Origin of the sequence: Cryobacterium suzukii (assembly GCF_004403185.1) — a bacterium.
GTDB lineage: Bacteria > Actinomycetota > Actinomycetes > Actinomycetales > Microbacteriaceae > Cryobacterium > Cryobacterium suzukii.
The window spans coordinates 207,942-223,760 of sequence record NZ_SOHJ01000002.1 but is presented as its reverse complement, the minus strand read 5'-3'; the positions used below and the strand labels follow the sequence as shown (position 1 = coordinate 223,760).

At 64.5% G+C, this 15,819-nt stretch carries 11 protein-coding genes; 4 read left to right on the top strand and 7 right to left on the bottom strand.

The window, feature by feature from the left end; genetic code table 11:
* Together gatC and E3T39_RS01720 are read right to left on the bottom strand one after the other, a co-directional pair.
* Complete coding sequence (gene gatC, locus E3T39_RS01725) at positions 1 to 297, bottom strand: Asp-tRNA(Asn)/Glu-tRNA(Gln) amidotransferase subunit GatC (RefSeq protein WP_105036454.1); 297 nt, start codon at positions 295 to 297, stop codon at positions 1 to 3.
* Between the two features lie 176 nt (positions 298 to 473).
* On the bottom strand, positions 474 to 995 hold the full coding sequence (locus E3T39_RS01720; RefSeq protein WP_241979449.1) for a hypothetical protein: 522 nt from the start codon (positions 993 to 995) through the stop codon (positions 474 to 476).
* Positions 996 to 1,177: 182 nt separating this feature from the next.
* Between E3T39_RS01720 and E3T39_RS01715 the strand changes: the two genes are divergently transcribed.
* The 3 genes from E3T39_RS01715 (at position 1,178) to E3T39_RS01705 (ending at position 4,388) form a co-directional block, all read left to right on the top strand.
* Complete coding sequence (locus E3T39_RS01715) at positions 1,178 to 2,164, top strand: zinc-binding dehydrogenase (protein ID WP_134513035.1); 987 nt, start codon at positions 1,178 to 1,180, stop codon at positions 2,162 to 2,164.
* 39 nt (positions 2,165 to 2,203) lie between these two features.
* Positions 2,204 to 3,025, top strand: a complete 822-nt coding sequence (locus E3T39_RS01710; protein WP_134513034.1) for an aldo/keto reductase — start codon at positions 2,204 to 2,206, stop codon at positions 3,023 to 3,025.
* Between the two features lie 220 nt (positions 3,026 to 3,245).
* Positions 3,246 to 4,388, top strand: a complete 1,143-nt coding sequence (locus tag E3T39_RS01705) for a glutathione-independent formaldehyde dehydrogenase (RefSeq protein ID WP_134513033.1) — start codon at positions 3,246 to 3,248, stop codon at positions 4,386 to 4,388.
* 63 nt (positions 4,389 to 4,451) lie between these two features.
* On the opposite strand, the gene E3T39_RS01700 is transcribed toward E3T39_RS01705, so the two are convergent.
* The 4 genes from E3T39_RS01700 to E3T39_RS01685 all read right to left on the bottom strand — a co-directional run bounded on the left by E3T39_RS01700 (position 4,452) and on the right by E3T39_RS01685 (position 11,061).
* Positions 4,452 to 6,284 (bottom strand): thiamine pyrophosphate-requiring protein, encoded by a 1,833-nt coding sequence (locus E3T39_RS01700; protein ID WP_134513032.1) that lies wholly within the window; start codon positions 6,282 to 6,284, stop codon positions 4,452 to 4,454.
* An 89-nt stretch (positions 6,285 to 6,373) separates the two neighbouring features.
* Positions 6,374 to 8,644 (bottom strand): NAD-dependent DNA ligase LigA, encoded by a 2,271-nt coding sequence (gene ligA / locus E3T39_RS01695; RefSeq protein ID WP_134513031.1) that lies wholly within the window; start codon positions 8,642 to 8,644, stop codon positions 6,374 to 6,376.
* Positions 8,637 to 9,794: a tRNA 2-thiouridine(34) synthase MnmA gene (mnmA, locus tag E3T39_RS01690; RefSeq protein ID WP_134513266.1), complete on the bottom strand. Its 1,158-nt coding sequence runs from the start codon at positions 9,792 to 9,794 to the stop codon at positions 8,637 to 8,639. The genes ligA and mnmA overlap by 8 nt, the downstream gene beginning before the upstream one ends.
* A 55-nt stretch (positions 9,795 to 9,849) precedes the next feature.
* On the bottom strand, positions 9,850 to 11,061 hold the full coding sequence (locus tag E3T39_RS01685; protein ID WP_134513030.1) for a cysteine desulfurase family protein: 1,212 nt from the start codon (positions 11,059 to 11,061) through the stop codon (positions 9,850 to 9,852).
* A 70-nt stretch (positions 11,062 to 11,131) separates the two neighbouring features.
* Between E3T39_RS01685 and glgX the strand changes: the two genes are divergently transcribed.
* On the top strand, positions 11,132 to 13,210 hold the full coding sequence (glgX, locus tag E3T39_RS01680) for a glycogen debranching protein GlgX (RefSeq protein WP_134513029.1): 2,079 nt from the start codon (positions 11,132 to 11,134) through the stop codon (positions 13,208 to 13,210).
* A gap of 39 nt (positions 13,211 to 13,249) precedes the next feature.
* Here glgX and glgP read toward each other — a convergent pair whose 3' ends face one another.
* A complete protein-coding gene (gene glgP / locus E3T39_RS01675) occupies positions 13,250 to 15,817 on the bottom strand; it encodes an alpha-glucan family phosphorylase (RefSeq protein ID WP_134513028.1) in 2,568 nt (855 codons plus the stop codon).
* Between the last annotated feature and the right edge of the window lie 2 nt (positions 15,818 to 15,819).

Genomic DNA, 15,819 nt, shown 5'->3' with positions numbered 1-15,819 from the left:
TTACTCCTCGTCCAGAATCGCGGGCACGCGGAATTTGTCACCGGCGCGGTCGGGCGCACCGGACAGGGCCTGCTCGACCGTGAGCGATGGCACGACGACGTCTTCGCGGAACACGTTGGTCAACGGCATCGGGTGGCTCGTGGCCGGAGTATCGGCTGTAGCAACCTCAGACACTTTGGCGATCGAGTCGACGATCTGGCCGAGGTCATGGGTGAGGCTGGTGATCTCGAGGGGGCTGAGGTCGATCCGGGCTAGGTATGCCAAATGGGCAACCTGCTCGGCCGTGATTTCAGACATGGTGCTCCGATACGCATTGGGGTGGATACTCCAATCCTATTCGCCAGCCGCCGACCGCCCTTCCCTCGTCTAAAGCCGCAGCGTCGCAAGCGGGCGCGGTCGTGCCGAGTTCGCGGGGCGACCGTCGCAGTTGCCCCCTGGACTAGCAAGACGGCCCGATCAGCGCGGCGACCCGATCAGCGCGACGTCCCGTGCCGCCCCAAGCCCCACAAGGTCGCGGCGACAACAACTCCGTAAGCCAGGTGCGGAGCGATATCGCTTGCCCAGTCCTTGGCGGTCCAGGTTCGGGGGTCGGTCACTTTCAGTACCGTCATCGGCACATTGCCGCCGATTAACGCGCCGACCGTGGCCGCCATGCCGCTCACCACCGGGCCGGGTCGCCAACCGGCAGAGCGGGAGAGTCCGAGGAGTGCCCCAACACCCACGCCCACGACCAGACCGGTCAACGGCCCGATGCCGGCGATCCGATTTTTCCTGACCTCATCGGATCCGGCGATTGTGAGCTGGGCGACGTGGGCGAATTTCTCGACGGTGTCCTGCGGCGTTGTGCTGGCGGGTCTGCCTTTGACCGCCATCTCCAGGTAGCTCACGGCGTTGAGGGCGGTGGTACCTGCCGCGCCGGCAGCTGCACCGCCGAGGAGCCCACGGAGCAGGCTCATGATCGACGAACGAGTTCGGCGTAGAGTCGCTGACTGCATTTGCTGAGCATGACACTCCTTCGTAAAGGGCAATATCGCATCGGTCTGCAACTCGGTCTACACCGGCAGCAACCGCACTTCAAGGGGGGCAGGCTATGTTCAAACCATTTGACGACGAAAGAGAAATCTGCGCGGAGCCATAAATCCCACGGGAAGGCACCGTGTAGGAGCACACTGCAGATATGAAGGCAATTGTTATTGAGCAGAACCCGAGTGGATCCGTGCTTGCGATGCGCGATCTCCCGAGCCCTGAACCGAGCCCGCGTCAGGTGAAGATCCGTGTGCGGGCTGCGTCGGTGAACCGTGCCGACCTTGCCCAGCGCGCCGGAACCCACCAGCCGGTCAGCTCGGGCAGCGCACCGGTCATTGTGGGGCTGGATGCGGCGGGCGACGTCGTATCGGTGGGGCGCGAGGTGACGGGCGTGCGGGTCGGGGACCGTGTCATGGCCATCGTCAGTGGTGGTTTGAGCGAGGAAGTCGTTGTTGACGCTGCGCTGGTCGTACCGATTCCGCATGCGTGGTCCTACGAGGAGGGTGCCGCTGCCATCCTCGGGTTGATGACCGAGCACAACGCGCTCCGCACTGCGGGCGGCCTCAAGCCCGGCGAAACCGTGCTGATTCATGCCGCTGCCTCGTCGGTGGGGCTTCAGTGCGTACAGCTGGCAAAATACCTGGGCGCTGGAGCGGTTATTGCTACCGTTCGCACGGACCGGGCAACGGACCTGCTCCGTTCTCAGGGTGCCGATCACGTGGTCGAGGTTGGCGAGGCCGGTTTCGCTGATCGGGTTTTGGAACTGACGGATGGCCGCGGGGTCGACGTCATCGTTGACCATGTTGGTGGCCCGTATCTTGCGGACAATATTCGCTGCGCCGCACTCCTGGGGCGCCTGGTCGGTGTGGGGCGCCTCGGCGGTGCCCACGGTGTTCTGGATCTGGAAACGCTGGCCTTTAAACGATTGAGCATCATTGGGGTCACCTTTCGTACCCGTGACGCTGCGGAAAAGGCCGCCATCGTCGGTGCGCTGCTGTCCGAGGTCGACCCCTCTTTCGAAGCATTACGCCCATCGATCGATCGGATTCTGCCCTGGACCGAAGTCCAACAAGCGCAGGATCTCATGGCCGCCAACTCCCACCTGGGCAAAATCGTGCTGAGTATCGAGGAACGGTAAGTCAGACCGTCTCGAATGCACATTATGAAAGGACAGCGCATGCGCGAGACTGATTTATTTGACGGCGTCAGGGTGCCCGTCATTGGCCAGGGAACCTGGCATCTCGGTGAGGACGCCGCGAAGCGAAAGAGCGAGGTGTCGGCCCTCTGCGCGGGGATCGACGCGGGCCTGACCGTGATCGACACCGCCGAAATGTATGGTGATGGCGCCTCGGAAGAACTGGTCGGCGAGGCCGTCCGAGGTCACCGCGATGAGGTCGTGCTGGTCAGCAAGGTCTACCCGCATAACGCGAGCCGCAGCGGCGTTGTGGCTGCATGCGAGCGCAGTCTGCGCCGGCTCGGCACCGATCGGCTCGACGTCTATTTGCTGCATTGGTCCGGAAGTTTTCCACTATCCGAAACCGTCGAAGGGTTCGAAACCCTTCGTGCGGCTGGCAAGATTCGGAGCTGGGGTTTGTCGAACTTCGACCGGGATGATCTGAGGCGAGCACCAGACGGATGCGCCACCAATCAGGTGCTCTACAACCTCGGCAGTCGGGGCATCGAATTTGACCTCCTCCCTTGGCAACAACGCCTGCGCATGCCGCTCATGGCATATTCGCCACTCGGTCAGGGTCCGACCCTGCTCAAGCATCCGCTACTGGCCGAAATCGGAGAGCGGCACGGAGTGACTGGTGCCCAGATCGCTCTGGCCTGGGTCATCAGGCAACCGGGCGTCATCGCAATCCCCAAGGCCTCGTCCCTCGAACACGTGCATCAGAATGTCGGCGCGGGTGCGGTGGTCCTCGACGCCGAGGATTGTCTGTCGTTGGATAACGCATTTCCGCCGCCCCGCCTCAAGCAACCGCTCGATATTTTGTGAGGTCTTCTGCTTTTTCGTGACGAGCACGATCCGGCCAACGCACTGCGGCCCAACCCGCACACGAGGGACACTGGCAGGTCAAATGCGATCGTGATAGACCTGAGGTCTACACACTTTTCGCGCAGCCCGCAGCTGTCCGGACATTCATACTCGGTACATCTCCGTCAGTGGAGACGGAACTTCCGTCTTCACGGTCATGAAAATCAAGGAGTGAAGAGAAATGAAGGCAGTCGTTTATAAAGGCCCTAACTCGGTCAGTGTTGAAGACGTTCCGGACGCCAAGATCGAACGCCCCACCGACGTTCTGGTACGCATTACAGCGACAAATATTTGCGGTTCAGATTTGCACATGTACGAGGGACGCACCGATTTCGAAGTTGGACGCACGTTTGGTCACGAGAACATGGGCGAGGTCATCGAGGTCGGTAACGGCGTCGACGCCGTCAAGGTCGGCGATCGGGTCGTGCTGCCGTTCAATATCTCCTGCGGCTTCTGTAAAAATTGCGAGCGCGGATTTACCAACTATTGCATGACTACCCAACCGGACCCGGTCGGCGCGGGCGCCGCCTACGGCTTTGCTGGCATGGGTCCGTATCCCGGTGGGCAGGCCCAAATGCTGCGTGTGCCCTACGGTGACAACAACTGCCTGCGCTTGGGGGAAGACGCGATAGAAAAGCAAAACGATTACGTGATGCTGTCGGACATCTTCCCGACCGGATATCACGCGACCGTGATGGCCGGCGTCATGCCCGGTGACACAGTAGTGGTTTACGGTGCGGGTCCGGTCGGGCTGATGGCCGCCCTGTCTGCGACGATCAAGGGCGCGAGTAAAGTCTGGGTTGTGGACCGACGCCCGGACCGGCTGGCCCTCGCTGAGCAGATCGGTGCAATCGCCGTTGATGACTCAAAGACGGATCCGGTTCAGTTCGTACTGGACCAGACCAAGGGTATTGGCGCAGACCGGGGTTGTGAATGCGTGGGCTATCAGGCCCACGATCCGCAGGGCACCGAAGACCCCGCCATGACTCTGAATCGGCTGATTCAGTCTGTGCGCATCACTGGAGGAATCGGTGTTGTCGGGGTCTTTTTGCCGGCCGATCCTGGCGGCTTCGACGAGAATGCCAAGCAGGGCAAGCTTGCCATTGACTACGGCCTGCAGTGGCTCAAGGGCCAGAGCATGGGCAGCGGTCAATGCCCAGTGAAGAAATACAATCGGCAATTGCGCGACCTGATTGCTGTGGGCAAGGCCAAGCCATCCTGGATCGTTTCCCACGAGATCCCCCTCAGCAAAGCCGCGGACGCTTACCAGAACTTCAACGACCGCACCAATGGTTGGACCAAGGTCATCCTCAAGCCTGAGTAGGCCAACGTCGAACGATCTCGCCGCATTTACCGTGCGAATTCGACCAGTGCAACGGTGATGGCATCAGTCGTTGTCATTGCGGTCCTGGCCAATATTCAGCTTCCCCTTGACCCGCTCGATGCCTTCGGTGACGAGCGCCTTCGCCGAGTCACGGATGACATTCATCTCGTCAGGGTCGCCCTTGAGCAACGCTTCAGCGGTGTTCTTCGCGAACTCACGGGAGATGTGCGGGGGAAGCGGCGGCACGTTTTTGCTCGTGTACGCATCGATGAGGGTGATTCCTCGATTGGCGAACGCGGCGTCCCATGCGGCTTCCACCTCATCGTCGGTCTTGACTCGGATTCCGGTGAAGCCGAGCAACTCCGCCCACCCGGCGTAGTCGACCGACTCGACATTCTGTGAGGTTGGCCACACCGGGTTGGCGTCTTCGGTGCGCATCTCCCACGACACCTGGGAGAGGTCGTCGTTGTGTAGAACCAGGATGATCAGCTGGGGGTTGTCCCACTCGTTCAGGTATTTCTTGATTGTGATGAGCTCGTTCATGCCGAGCATCTGGAAGGCTCCGTCGCCGATGGTGCAGATGACCGATCGGTCGGAATAGGCGAACTTAGCGGCAATCGCGTAGGGCATGGCCGCCAGCATGCTCGCGAGGCGCCCGGAGAGATCGCCCAGCATCCCGCGGCGGAGGCGGATGTGATGGCCATACCAGTCGGCGGTCGTTCCGACGTCGGCGGTGACGATGGCGCGTGGGGGAAGGCGTTTGTTGAGTTCGTGGTACACCCGCCGGGGGTTGACACCGTCCTTATAGGTCACCATCGCCTGGGCTTCCATCTCATTTTCCCAAGCCACCATCTCCTCGGCGATGGTGTTCTGCCAGGACAGGTCGGTCTTCTGGTCGAGATGCGGGATGAGGGCAGCGAGGGTCGCCTTAACGTCGCCCCACAGGTTGAGCTCGGTGGGGTAACGCAAACCCATCTGCTCGGGCTTGAGGTCCACCTGGAGAGCTCTGGCCTGTCCGCTGGCCGGCAGGAATTGACCGTAGGGGTAGTTGGTTCCGAGGAACACGAGGGTGTCGCATCCGCTCATCTGGTGCACGCTCGGCAACGAGCCGAGCAACCCCAATTGCTGGGAATGGTACGGCACGTCGGACGGAATCACCTGCTTGGCGCGCAATGTCGTGATGAGCCCGGCGCCACAGGCCTGGGCTGCTTTCAAGACCTCGTCCGTTGCCCCGTTGGCGCCGTGACCGACGATGAACGTGACCTTGTTGCCGGCGTTGATGAGGGCAGCCGCCCTGAGGATTTCGCTCTGCGGCGGGACGATCGAGGTCGAAGGGGCGACGGCGCTCGAACGAGACACCCAGTTCGCCGGGGCCAGCTTTGGCATCTTCATGCCCTGTACGTCGTGAGGGAGGATGATCACGGCCGGGCCGAGTCGCACGAGGGCGGTTCGAAACGCCGTATCCACGACGGCCTGAGCCTGCTCCGGAGAGACGATCGTCTGCACATAGACGGCGACATCCGCCATGGTGCGCTCTAGGTTGCTCTCCTGCTGCGTGAAGGTGCCCAGGGCATTCAGCCCCTGCTGGCCGATGATGGCGACAACCGGTTGATTGTCCATCTGGGCGTCGTAGAGCCCGTTGAGCAAATGGAATGCGCCCGGGCTCGATGTTGCAATGCAGACGCCGACTTCACCGGTGAATTTGGCGTGTGCCGTCGCCATGAGCGAGCAGATCTCCTCGTGTGTCGGGCGCACGTACTGCAGGCCGACGCCGTCGCGTTCGGCCTTGCCGAGGGCACCGTCGAACTCACCGATACCGTCCCCGGGGTAAGCGAACACCCGGCTGACACCCCATTCCCTCACGCGCTGGATCACGAATTCGCTGACGGTTGCCATGTCTTCACCTCTCTGTGCTTTCCGGCATTTCCAGCATGCTCGCGGCAGTCGAAACTGGCAAGGGCGAGACCAGTCGGTCAGTGAGTAGGTCAGTCGGTCTCTGCGGCGGAGGGTGATTCGGGCGCAGGCGCCAACCCGGCCGGTCCCTCGGTGAGCAGGGTTCGAAACTCGTCGGCGTCGAGAATTCGGATACCGAGGGTTTCGGCCTTGCCCAGCTTGGATCCTGCGCCCGGCCCGGCGGCCACGAAGTCGGTGTTCTTCGACACGCTCGATGCGCTCTTGCCGCCGGCGGCGATGATCGCTTCCTGCGCGCCTTCCCTGGTGAAACCCTCAAGCGATCCGGTGGCGACGACGGTCAGCCCGGCGAGCACTCCCCCGGCGGCCTCGGCCGCGCCCGGCCCCGGGTGCCCCGGCGTGGCAAACTGCACACCGGCCGCGGCCCATTGCGTCACGATATCGACGTGCCAGTCCACCGGGAACCAGTCGAGCACGGCGTCAGCGATAATGCCGCCGACCCCGTCGACTTCGGCGAGTTCCTCACGGGTCGCGGCACGAATGGCATCGAGGGAACCGAAATGGTTGGCCAGCGCTCGAGCAGCGACCGGGCCGACATGACGGATGTTCAGGCTCACCAGAATGCGCCATAACGGCTTCGTCTTGGCTTTCTCAATCTCGACGAGCAGCTTGAGCGCGCTCGACGACGGCTGGAGGCCGGTCAGACCCTGCTTCTTCTCGGCAGGATTCGGATTGCGACAGAACGGCATACGAATTTTCAGGGCCCCGTCGTCGTCCTTCGGCAGGCCCGTTTCGGCGTCGCGCACGATCACCTGGATCGGCAACAGATCGGCAAGTTCCAGGGCGAACAAGCCGGCCTCGGTCGACAGCGGGGGGTCGACTGGCACGGTCGGCTGGGTGAGCGCGGAGGCCGCCACCTCGCCGAGCACCTCGATGTCGAGGCCGCCGCGGCTGCCGATGTGTTCGACCCGTCCGCGCACCTGGGCGGGGCAGCTGCGGGCGTTCGGGCAGCGCAAGTCGATGTCGCCGTCTTTGGCCGGGGCCAGCGGGGTACCACATTCCGGGCAATTCAGCGGCATGACGAATTCGCGTTCGGTGCCGTCGCGCAGCTCGACGACAGGACCGAGCACCTCGGGAATGACATCGCCGGCCTTACGAAGCACGATGGTGTCGCCGATCAGCACGCCCTTGGCCTTGACGACGTCCTGGTTGTGCAGGGTCGCCTGGCGCACCTCGGAACCGGCCACGAGCACTTTTTGCATCACGGCAAACGGGGTGGCGCGTCCCGTGCGGCCGACACTCACGACGATGTCGAGGAGTTTCGTGTTGACCTGCTCCGGCGGGTACTTATAAGCGATTGCCCAGCGCGGCGCCCGGTTGGTGGCGCCAAGCTCGGCGTGCAGGGCGAGCTCGTCGATCTTGATCACGATACCGTCGAGTTCGTGTACGACGCTGCCGCGGTGTGCTCCGTAATACTCGATGAACTCAGCCGCCTCGGCCACCGACGGGACCACGCGAAAGTAGCTGCTGGTCGGCAGCCCCCAGCCCTCGAGCAGACCGTAAACCTCGGACTGAGTTTGCACGGGCGGGTTCTCCCAGGCGCCGATGCCATGAACCAGCATGCGCAGCCGGCCCAGGCGCGCCTTCATGAGGCGCAGCTGGTCGGCGTTCTTGCCGGCGGCTTTCTGCCGCAGTGACCCGGCCGCAGCGTTTCGGGCGTTGGCGAACACCCGCTCGCCGGCCGCGGACTGCGCCGCGTTCAGTTCGTCAAAGGCGACCGTGGGAAAGAACACCTCACCGCGCACCTCCATGAGCGACGGATGCCCGGTGCCGGCCAGGCGACTCGGGATACCGGGTACGAGGTCGATGTTCTCGGTCACGTCTTCGCCGACGACCCCGTCGCCGCGGGTGGCGGCGGAGACGAGCACTCCGTTGGCGTACCGCAGGTTGATGGCGAGGCCGTCGATCTTGAGCTCGCACAGGTAGTGCACCGCGCGGCCGGAGTTCTCCGCGGCTTTGCGAGCCCAGGTCTCGAATTCTTCGAGGGAGAAAACGTTGTCGAGGCTGAGCATGCGTTCGGCGTGGGTGACCGGGTCGAACAGTGTCGTTTCGGCGCGGCCGCCGACCGTCTGAGTGGGGCTGTCCTGACTTTGCAGCTCGGGGTAGAGCCGTTCGAGCTCGGCGAGGCGCTGCACCAGCAGGTCATATTCGGCGTCGGAGATGACGACCGTGTCCTGCCCGTAGTAGGCATCCCGGGCGGCGAGCACCCGGGTGGTAATGTCGGCAGCCTCCGCGGCCGCGACGCCCAGGGCGTCTGGGGTGGTGTCGGCGACGGACTCAGGCATTGACCGGGACGGGGCTGGCCGAAGCGGTGCTTGCTGAAGAGATCGGGACGGCGCTGACCGTGCGGTCGATGGTGCACTGGCCGAGTACCCGGGTGCCGACGTAAACGACGGCGGTCTGCCCGGGGGCGACACCCGCGAGCGGCTCGTTGGGAATGATACGCAGTTCGACAGATCCGTCGATGCCGGTCACACCGGTGGTCGACACGACCTGCGCGACCGCCGGAACCGGATCGGCGTGGGCGCGAATCTGCACGTGGCAGGCGAATTCGGTCTCGGGGTGCTCGGGTGCGAGCCCGGCCCAGGTGTACGTGTTGCCGGCGATCTCCTTGATGGCGAGCGCCTCTTTCGGGCCGACGATGACCGTATTGGTGATCGGGCGAACCTCGAGCACGAAGCGCGGCTTGCCGTCGGCCGCCGGGGTGCCAATTGACAGGCCTTTGCGCTGGCCGACGGTGAACGAAACGGCGCCCTCGTGCTGGCCGAGAGTGTTGCCTTCGCGGTCGAGGATGTCGCCGGCCTTCGGGGCGACGCGTTCGCCGAGCCAACCCTTGGTGTCACCATCGGGGATGAAGCAGATGTCGTAGGAGTCGGGCTTGTTCGCCACCGAGAAGCCGCGTTCGGCCGCTTCTGCCCGCACCTCGGCCTTGGTGGGAGTGGCGCCGAGCGGAAACATGGAGTGGTTGATCTGGTCGGCCGTCAGAACGCCGAGCACGTAGGACTGGTCCTTGGCCCAGGCCGCCGCGCGGTGCAGTTGTTTGTTGCCATCGGCATCCGTGAGAATGCTCGCGTAGTGGCCGGTGCAGACCGCGTCGAAGCCGAGGGCCATGGCCTTTTCGAGCAGGGCGGCAAACTTGATCTTCTCGTTGCAACGCATGCACGGGTTCGGCGTGCGGCCGGCGGCGTACTCGGAGATGAAGTCGTCGACGACGTCGAGCTTGAAGCGTTCGGAGAAGTCCCAGACATAGTAGGGAATGCCCATAATGTTGGCGGCTCGCTGGGCATCCATCGAGTCTTCGACTGTGCAGCAGCCGCGGCTGCCGGTGCGCAGCGTGCCCGGCATTCGGCTCAGCGCCAGATGCACGCCGACCACCTCGTGCCCTGCTTCGACCGCACGCGCGGCTGCGACGGCGGAATCAACACCGCCACTCATTGCTGCTAAAACCTTCACTCAACGAGTGTACGCGGAGTGCCCGTTTGAGCCAACGTCAGCGCCCTGGCACCCGATCGGCCATGCCTGCGGCGAGCGCCTGGGCGTGCGCGGCCGGCAGCGCCGCGAGCAGTGCGTCGACGTCGGCGTCGGTCGACGAGTGGCCGAGGGTGATGCGCAGGGCGCCGCGGGATTCACTCTCGCTGCGTCCCATGGCCCGGAGTACGTGCGAGGGTTCCGGCACGCCGGCTTGACAGGCTGACCCGGTCGACACGGACACCCCGGCGGCGTCGAGCAGAAACAACAGCGAGTCGCCCTCGCAGCCGGGAAAGCTGAAGTGCGCGTTTCCGGGCAGCCGGTTGGTCGGGTCGCCGTTGAGTACAGCGCCGGGAGCGACCCCCGCCACACCGGCAATCACCCGGTCGCGCAGCGCGGCCAGACGCGCGGCTTCGACGCCGCCCGCAGCCGGAGACAACGCGGCCGCCCGCTGTTCAACGGTCAGGGCGGATGCCGCCACCGCGAACGAGACCGCCGCCGCGACATCCTGGGTACCGCTTCGCACCTTACGCTGCTGCCCGCCGCCGTGGATGAGGGGCTCGACGGTCGTCGCCCGGCCAAGCACGAGCGCGCCGATGCCGACCGGGCCGCCGACCTTGTGCGCCGATACGCTCAGCGCCGACACACCGGCGGCGGCGAGCGTGCGAAAGTCGATCGGAATGTAGCCGTAGGCTGCGACAGCGTCGACGTGCACCGGAATGCCGTTGGCCGCGGCGAGCGCTGCCACTTCGGCAACGGGTTCGATGGTGCCGACCTCATTATTAGCCATGATCACACTCACCAGGGCAACGTTCAGGGGGTCGCGCGCAATGGCATCCGCCAGCGCGTCGAGGTCAATGCGTCCCTCATGGTCGAGCGGAATCCACTCGACGATGGCCTCGTCGTGCTGCGCGAGCCACTCCACCGTATCGAGGGTCGCGTGGTGCTCGCCGCCAGGCACCAAGATGCGCCGGCGCGGGGCTCGGGCCCAGTACAGGCCCTTGATGCCGAGGTTGATCGCCTCGGTGCCGCTGCCGGTGAAGACCACCTCGATCGGATCGCAGGCAAGACTCGTGGCCACGATTTCACGTGACTCTTCGAGCATCCGCTTCGCATTCTGGCCCTGGCTGTGCACCGAGGCGGGGTTACCGACGACGCTCATCGCTTCGGCGTAGGCGGCAATAGCGGCGGGAAGCATGGGCGTGGTCGCCGCGTGATCCAGATAGACAACCATTCCACTATTTTACAGTCGAGCGGATGCCGGTGGTCGTCGCACTCCCCCCGCACTGATTACTCTTGAATCCATGAGTTCCACCGACCCCCTGCGCAACCTCGGTGTGCGATTGACCAGCGCGGGCGGTGAACTCCGTGTCTGGGCCGAACACGCCGATGCCATGGAGCTGTGCCTGTTCGACGACACCGATCCGAATTGGATCATCAAGAGCGTGCCGATGGCACAGGACGTGCACGGCGTGTGGTCCGGCAGGTCGCGCACCCTCTCGCCCGGGCGTCGTTACGGCATCCGGGTGTCTGGTCCGGCCAGCCCGCAGAATTCGTTTCACCCGGAAAAAACCCTGATCGAACCGTATTCCCGCGGTCTGGTTCGGGTGGGTGCCGGGCTGTGGCAGTCCACGGTGGTCGACGACTATTTTGACTGGAACGGCACCGAGAAGCCAGCCACAGCCCTCGACCACACCGTGGTCTACGAGGCGCACGTGCGCGGTCTCAGCCGGCTCAATCCGCTGGTTCCGGCCGCGTTGCGCGGTACCTACGCCGGCCTCGCCCATGAATCCACCATCGGCTACCTAAAGGACCTCGGCGTGACCGCGGTTGAACTGTTGCCGGTGCAGGCGTTCGTGTCGGAGCAGCGCCTGATTAAGCAGGGTCTGATCAACTACTGGGGCTACAACACCCTCAACTTCTTTGCGCCACACGCGGACTACGCCACCCAGGCGGCCCATTCCGCCGGGCCGGCAGCGGTGCTTCGCGAGTTTAAGGGAATGGTCAAGCTGCTGCACGAGGCGGGGCTCGAGGTCATCCTCGACGTGGTCTACAACCACACCGCCGAGGAGGGTCGCAACGGCCCGGTCACGAGTCTGCGCGGCATCGACAACGCGGCCTACTACCGGCAGGACGAGTCCGGCGCCTACATCGACGTGACCGGGTGCGGCAACACGGTCAACTTCGGCCACGACGTGCCCAAACGGCTCGTGCTCGATTCTCTGCGCTACTGGGCCAACGACGTGCAGATCGATGGCTTCCGTTTCGATCTGGCCGCGACGCTCGGTCGCGACGCTGGTGTCGTCTACGACCCGGAGCATCCGTTGGTCACTGAGATTCGCGACGACCCGGAGCTGGCCGGCGTAAAGCTCATCGCAGAACCATGGGATGTCGGCCAGGGCGGCTGGCAGACCGGCAATTTTCCGCCCGGCTGGACCGAGTGGAACGACCGCTACCGCGATCGCATGCGGGACTTCTGGCTCTCCGATATGAAGAGCCTGCGCCAAAGCGGCTCGGCCGGCAGCGGGATCGGACGGTTCGCGACCCGGGTCGCCGGTTCCTCGAACACTTTCTCCGAGAAGCGCGGCCCGCTCGCCTCACTCAACTTCATCACCGCGCACGACGGGTTCACCCTCGCCGACCTGACCGCGTACGACGTGAAGCACAACCTCGGCAACGGCGAGTCGAACCGTGACGGCACCGACAACAACAGCTCGTACAACCACGGGGTGGAGGGGCCGACTCGCGACGTGGCCATACTGGCCACCCGCCGTAAGGCCATGCGCAACCTACTCGGCACTCTGCTACTGTCGGCCGGCATTCCCATGCTCACCGCCGGCGACGAGTTCGGGCGCAGCCAGCGGGGCAACAACAACGCCTACTGCCAGGACAGCGAGCTGACCTGGCTGAACTGGGATTTCGACGACTGGCAGCAGGACCTGCACCGGGTCACTCGCCGCCTGCTTCAACTGCGCCGCGAGAACCCGGCGTTGCGTCCGGTGCACTTCGGGCGGTTCGGCGAGACCACGCCGAGCGCCAGCCAGCTGGACTGGTACAACGTCGCCGGTGAGGCGCTCACCGGCGACGCCTGGAACTCACCGACCGAGCGCACTCTGCAGTACATGGCGGCGTCGACCCCCGAGCATGAAGCGTTCAACCGCATCCTGCTCGTGATCAACGCGCGGGAGCAGGACGAGACCGTCATACTGCCAAGGCATGAGGGAGTGGATGCGTATACGCTGCTCTGGGATTCCAGTCACGACGACCTGCGCGACTCGGTCATCGAACACAGACCGGGAACTTCCCTGTTTGTTCCGGGTGCCTCGATGCAGCTCATGCGCGCTCACGGCGCGTTCGTGCCGCGCCGCACGCCGCTTGCCTAAGCCAGTTCGGGGTCTTCGGATTCGAAGGCCCCGAACAAGCTAACTTGCGACGGCGACCAACCCCATTTCGGCCGGGCTGATCAGCAGGTCATTCTTGGGAACGACGCGCACGGTGTAACCGAAGGCTCCGGCCCGGTCGAGTTCGACCGTTCCCGTGAACAGGGTGGCTCCCCCGGCCGGTGCACCTTTCACGAGTGCCGGTTCGAGCGCCTGAGTCGCCACATCGCGCAGTTCGTCGGTGCCGAGGCTTTTACCATAGACAACCTCGACGGTCACGTCGTCAGCAACGAGTCCACCGAGCTGCACGTGCGCGCGCAGGTGCAGGTCATCACCCACTTCGGGCACCGACGAAACGCCGCCCGATTCGACGTGGGTCACCGCAACCTGCGGCCAGGCCGCAACGATCCGTCCCTTCCACGCCGCCAGTTCGCGGGCCGCGCGGTAGTTGTTCGCCGACATGAGCGCCTGGTAGTGCCCGGCCGGGCGATACAGACGCTGCACATACTCGCTGACCATGCGGTCAGCGGACAGTGCGGGCGACAGGGTACTGAGAGTGTGCCGGATATTTGATACCCACCGTGCGGGTACATCGTCACCGTTGCGTTCATAGAACGTCGGCGCGACCTGGTGTTCGATGAGGTCGTACAGCGCTTCAGCTTCGAGCCGGTCGCGTTCGGCGGAGTCGCCGGCCGAATCGGCCGACGGAATTGCCCAGCCGTTCTTGCCGTCGTAATATTCAGGCCACCAGCCGTCGAGGATCGACAGGTTGAGGGCGCCGTTCAGTGCCGCCTTCATGCCGCTCGTGCCACAGGCCTCCAGCGGGCGTAGTGGATTATTGAGCCAGACATCCGTTCCCGGATACATCAGCTGGGCCATGGCAATGTTGTAGTCGGGGAGAAAAGCGATGCGCGTGCGCAGGGCAGGATCCGCCGCGAACTGCACGATCTTCTGGATCAGTCGTTTGCCCTCTTCATCGGCGGGGTGTGACTTGCCGGCGATGACGATCTGAATCGGATGCTCCGGGTGCAGCAGGAGGGCGCGCAGCCGTTCAGGGTCATGCAGCATCAGGGTCAGGCGCTTGTAAGTGGGGACTCGGCGGGCGAATCCGATGGTCAGCACGCTCGGGTCGAACACTCGGCTAATCCAGGCCGGAGGGATCCCGCCCGGATTCTGGTCGCGCCAGGCATTGAGCAGACGGCGGCGGGCATCCTCGACGAATTGCAGGCGCATCTGCCCCCGCACCGACCACAGGTCCTGGTCGGACACATCAGGGGAGGCCCAGTTTGCCGTCGAGGTGTCGCTCGTGCCGAGCTTCGTGTTGGCGAGGCTCTTCAGGGCCGGGTCGGTCCAGCTCTGCGCGTGGACACCGTTAGTGATCGACGTGATCGGCACATCCGCTGAATCAAAACCAGGCCAGAGCCCGTTGAACATTCTTCGACTGACCTCGCCGTGCAGGGTCGATACGCCGTTGGCGTGCTGGCCGAGGCGTAATCCCATAATGGCCATATTGAACACCTCGGAGGAGCCGCCGGAGTAGCTCTCTGCTCCCAGCGCGAGCAGGTCTTCCACGTCGACACCGGGCAGCAGATCGGTGCCGAAGTAGCGCCGCACGAGGGAACGCTCGAAGCGGTCGATGCCAGCGGCGACCGGGGTGTGGGTGGTGAAGACGGTTCCGGCGCGGGCAACCTGCAGGGCTTCCTGAAAGCTCAGTCCCTCGCCGATCAGGCTGGAGATACGCTCGAGGCCGAGGAACCCGGCGTGGCCCTCATTGGTGTGGAACACTTCCGGCTCTGGCAGTCCGTGCAGCGAGCTCCACAACTTCACGGCGCGGGCACCGCCGATACCCAGCAGAAGTTCCTGAAGCAATCGGTGTTCGCCGCCGCCGCCGTACAGGCGGTCGGTGACCAGCCGCAGGTCGTCAGCGTTCTCGGGAATGTCGGCGTCGAGCAGCAGCAGTCGAACCCGACCGACCTTGGCCTGCCAGACGCGGGCATGCAGCGTGCGGTCGTCGGGCAGAGCGAGGGAAACCTGCACGGCCGAACCGTCGGCTCGACGCAGCACGGCGAGCGGCAGCCCGTCAGGGTCGAGCAGCGGGTAGCTCTCCATCTGCCAGCCGTCAGGCGAGATGGCCTGGCTGAAGTAACCGGCGCGATAGAACAGCCCCACGCCCACCAGTGGCAGGCCAAGGTCGGACGCGCTCTTAAGGTGGTCACCGGCCAGAATGCCCAGGCCCCCTGAATACTGCGGCAGGGCGGCAGCGATGCCGAACTCCGGTGAGAAATACGCTATCGCAGCGGGCTTTTCGCCCTCGAGCTCCTGGTACCAGCGTGGCTGTTCGAGATAGTCGCGCAGGCCGTCTCTGGTGGAGTCAACCTGGGCCACGTAGTCGTGGTCCTGCGCCAGCTCGTCGAGGCGACGCGGGTCGACGGCGCCGAGCAGGGCGACCGGGTCGGCACCGATCTCGCGCCAGAGCTCAGGGGCGATGCGCTCGAACAGCTGCCGGGTGGGTTCATGCCACGACCAGCGGAGATTGCCGGCAAGCTCCTCGAGAGCCGCGAGGGGCTCGGGGAGAACGGCTCGGACGGTAAATTTGCGGATGGCCTTCACGA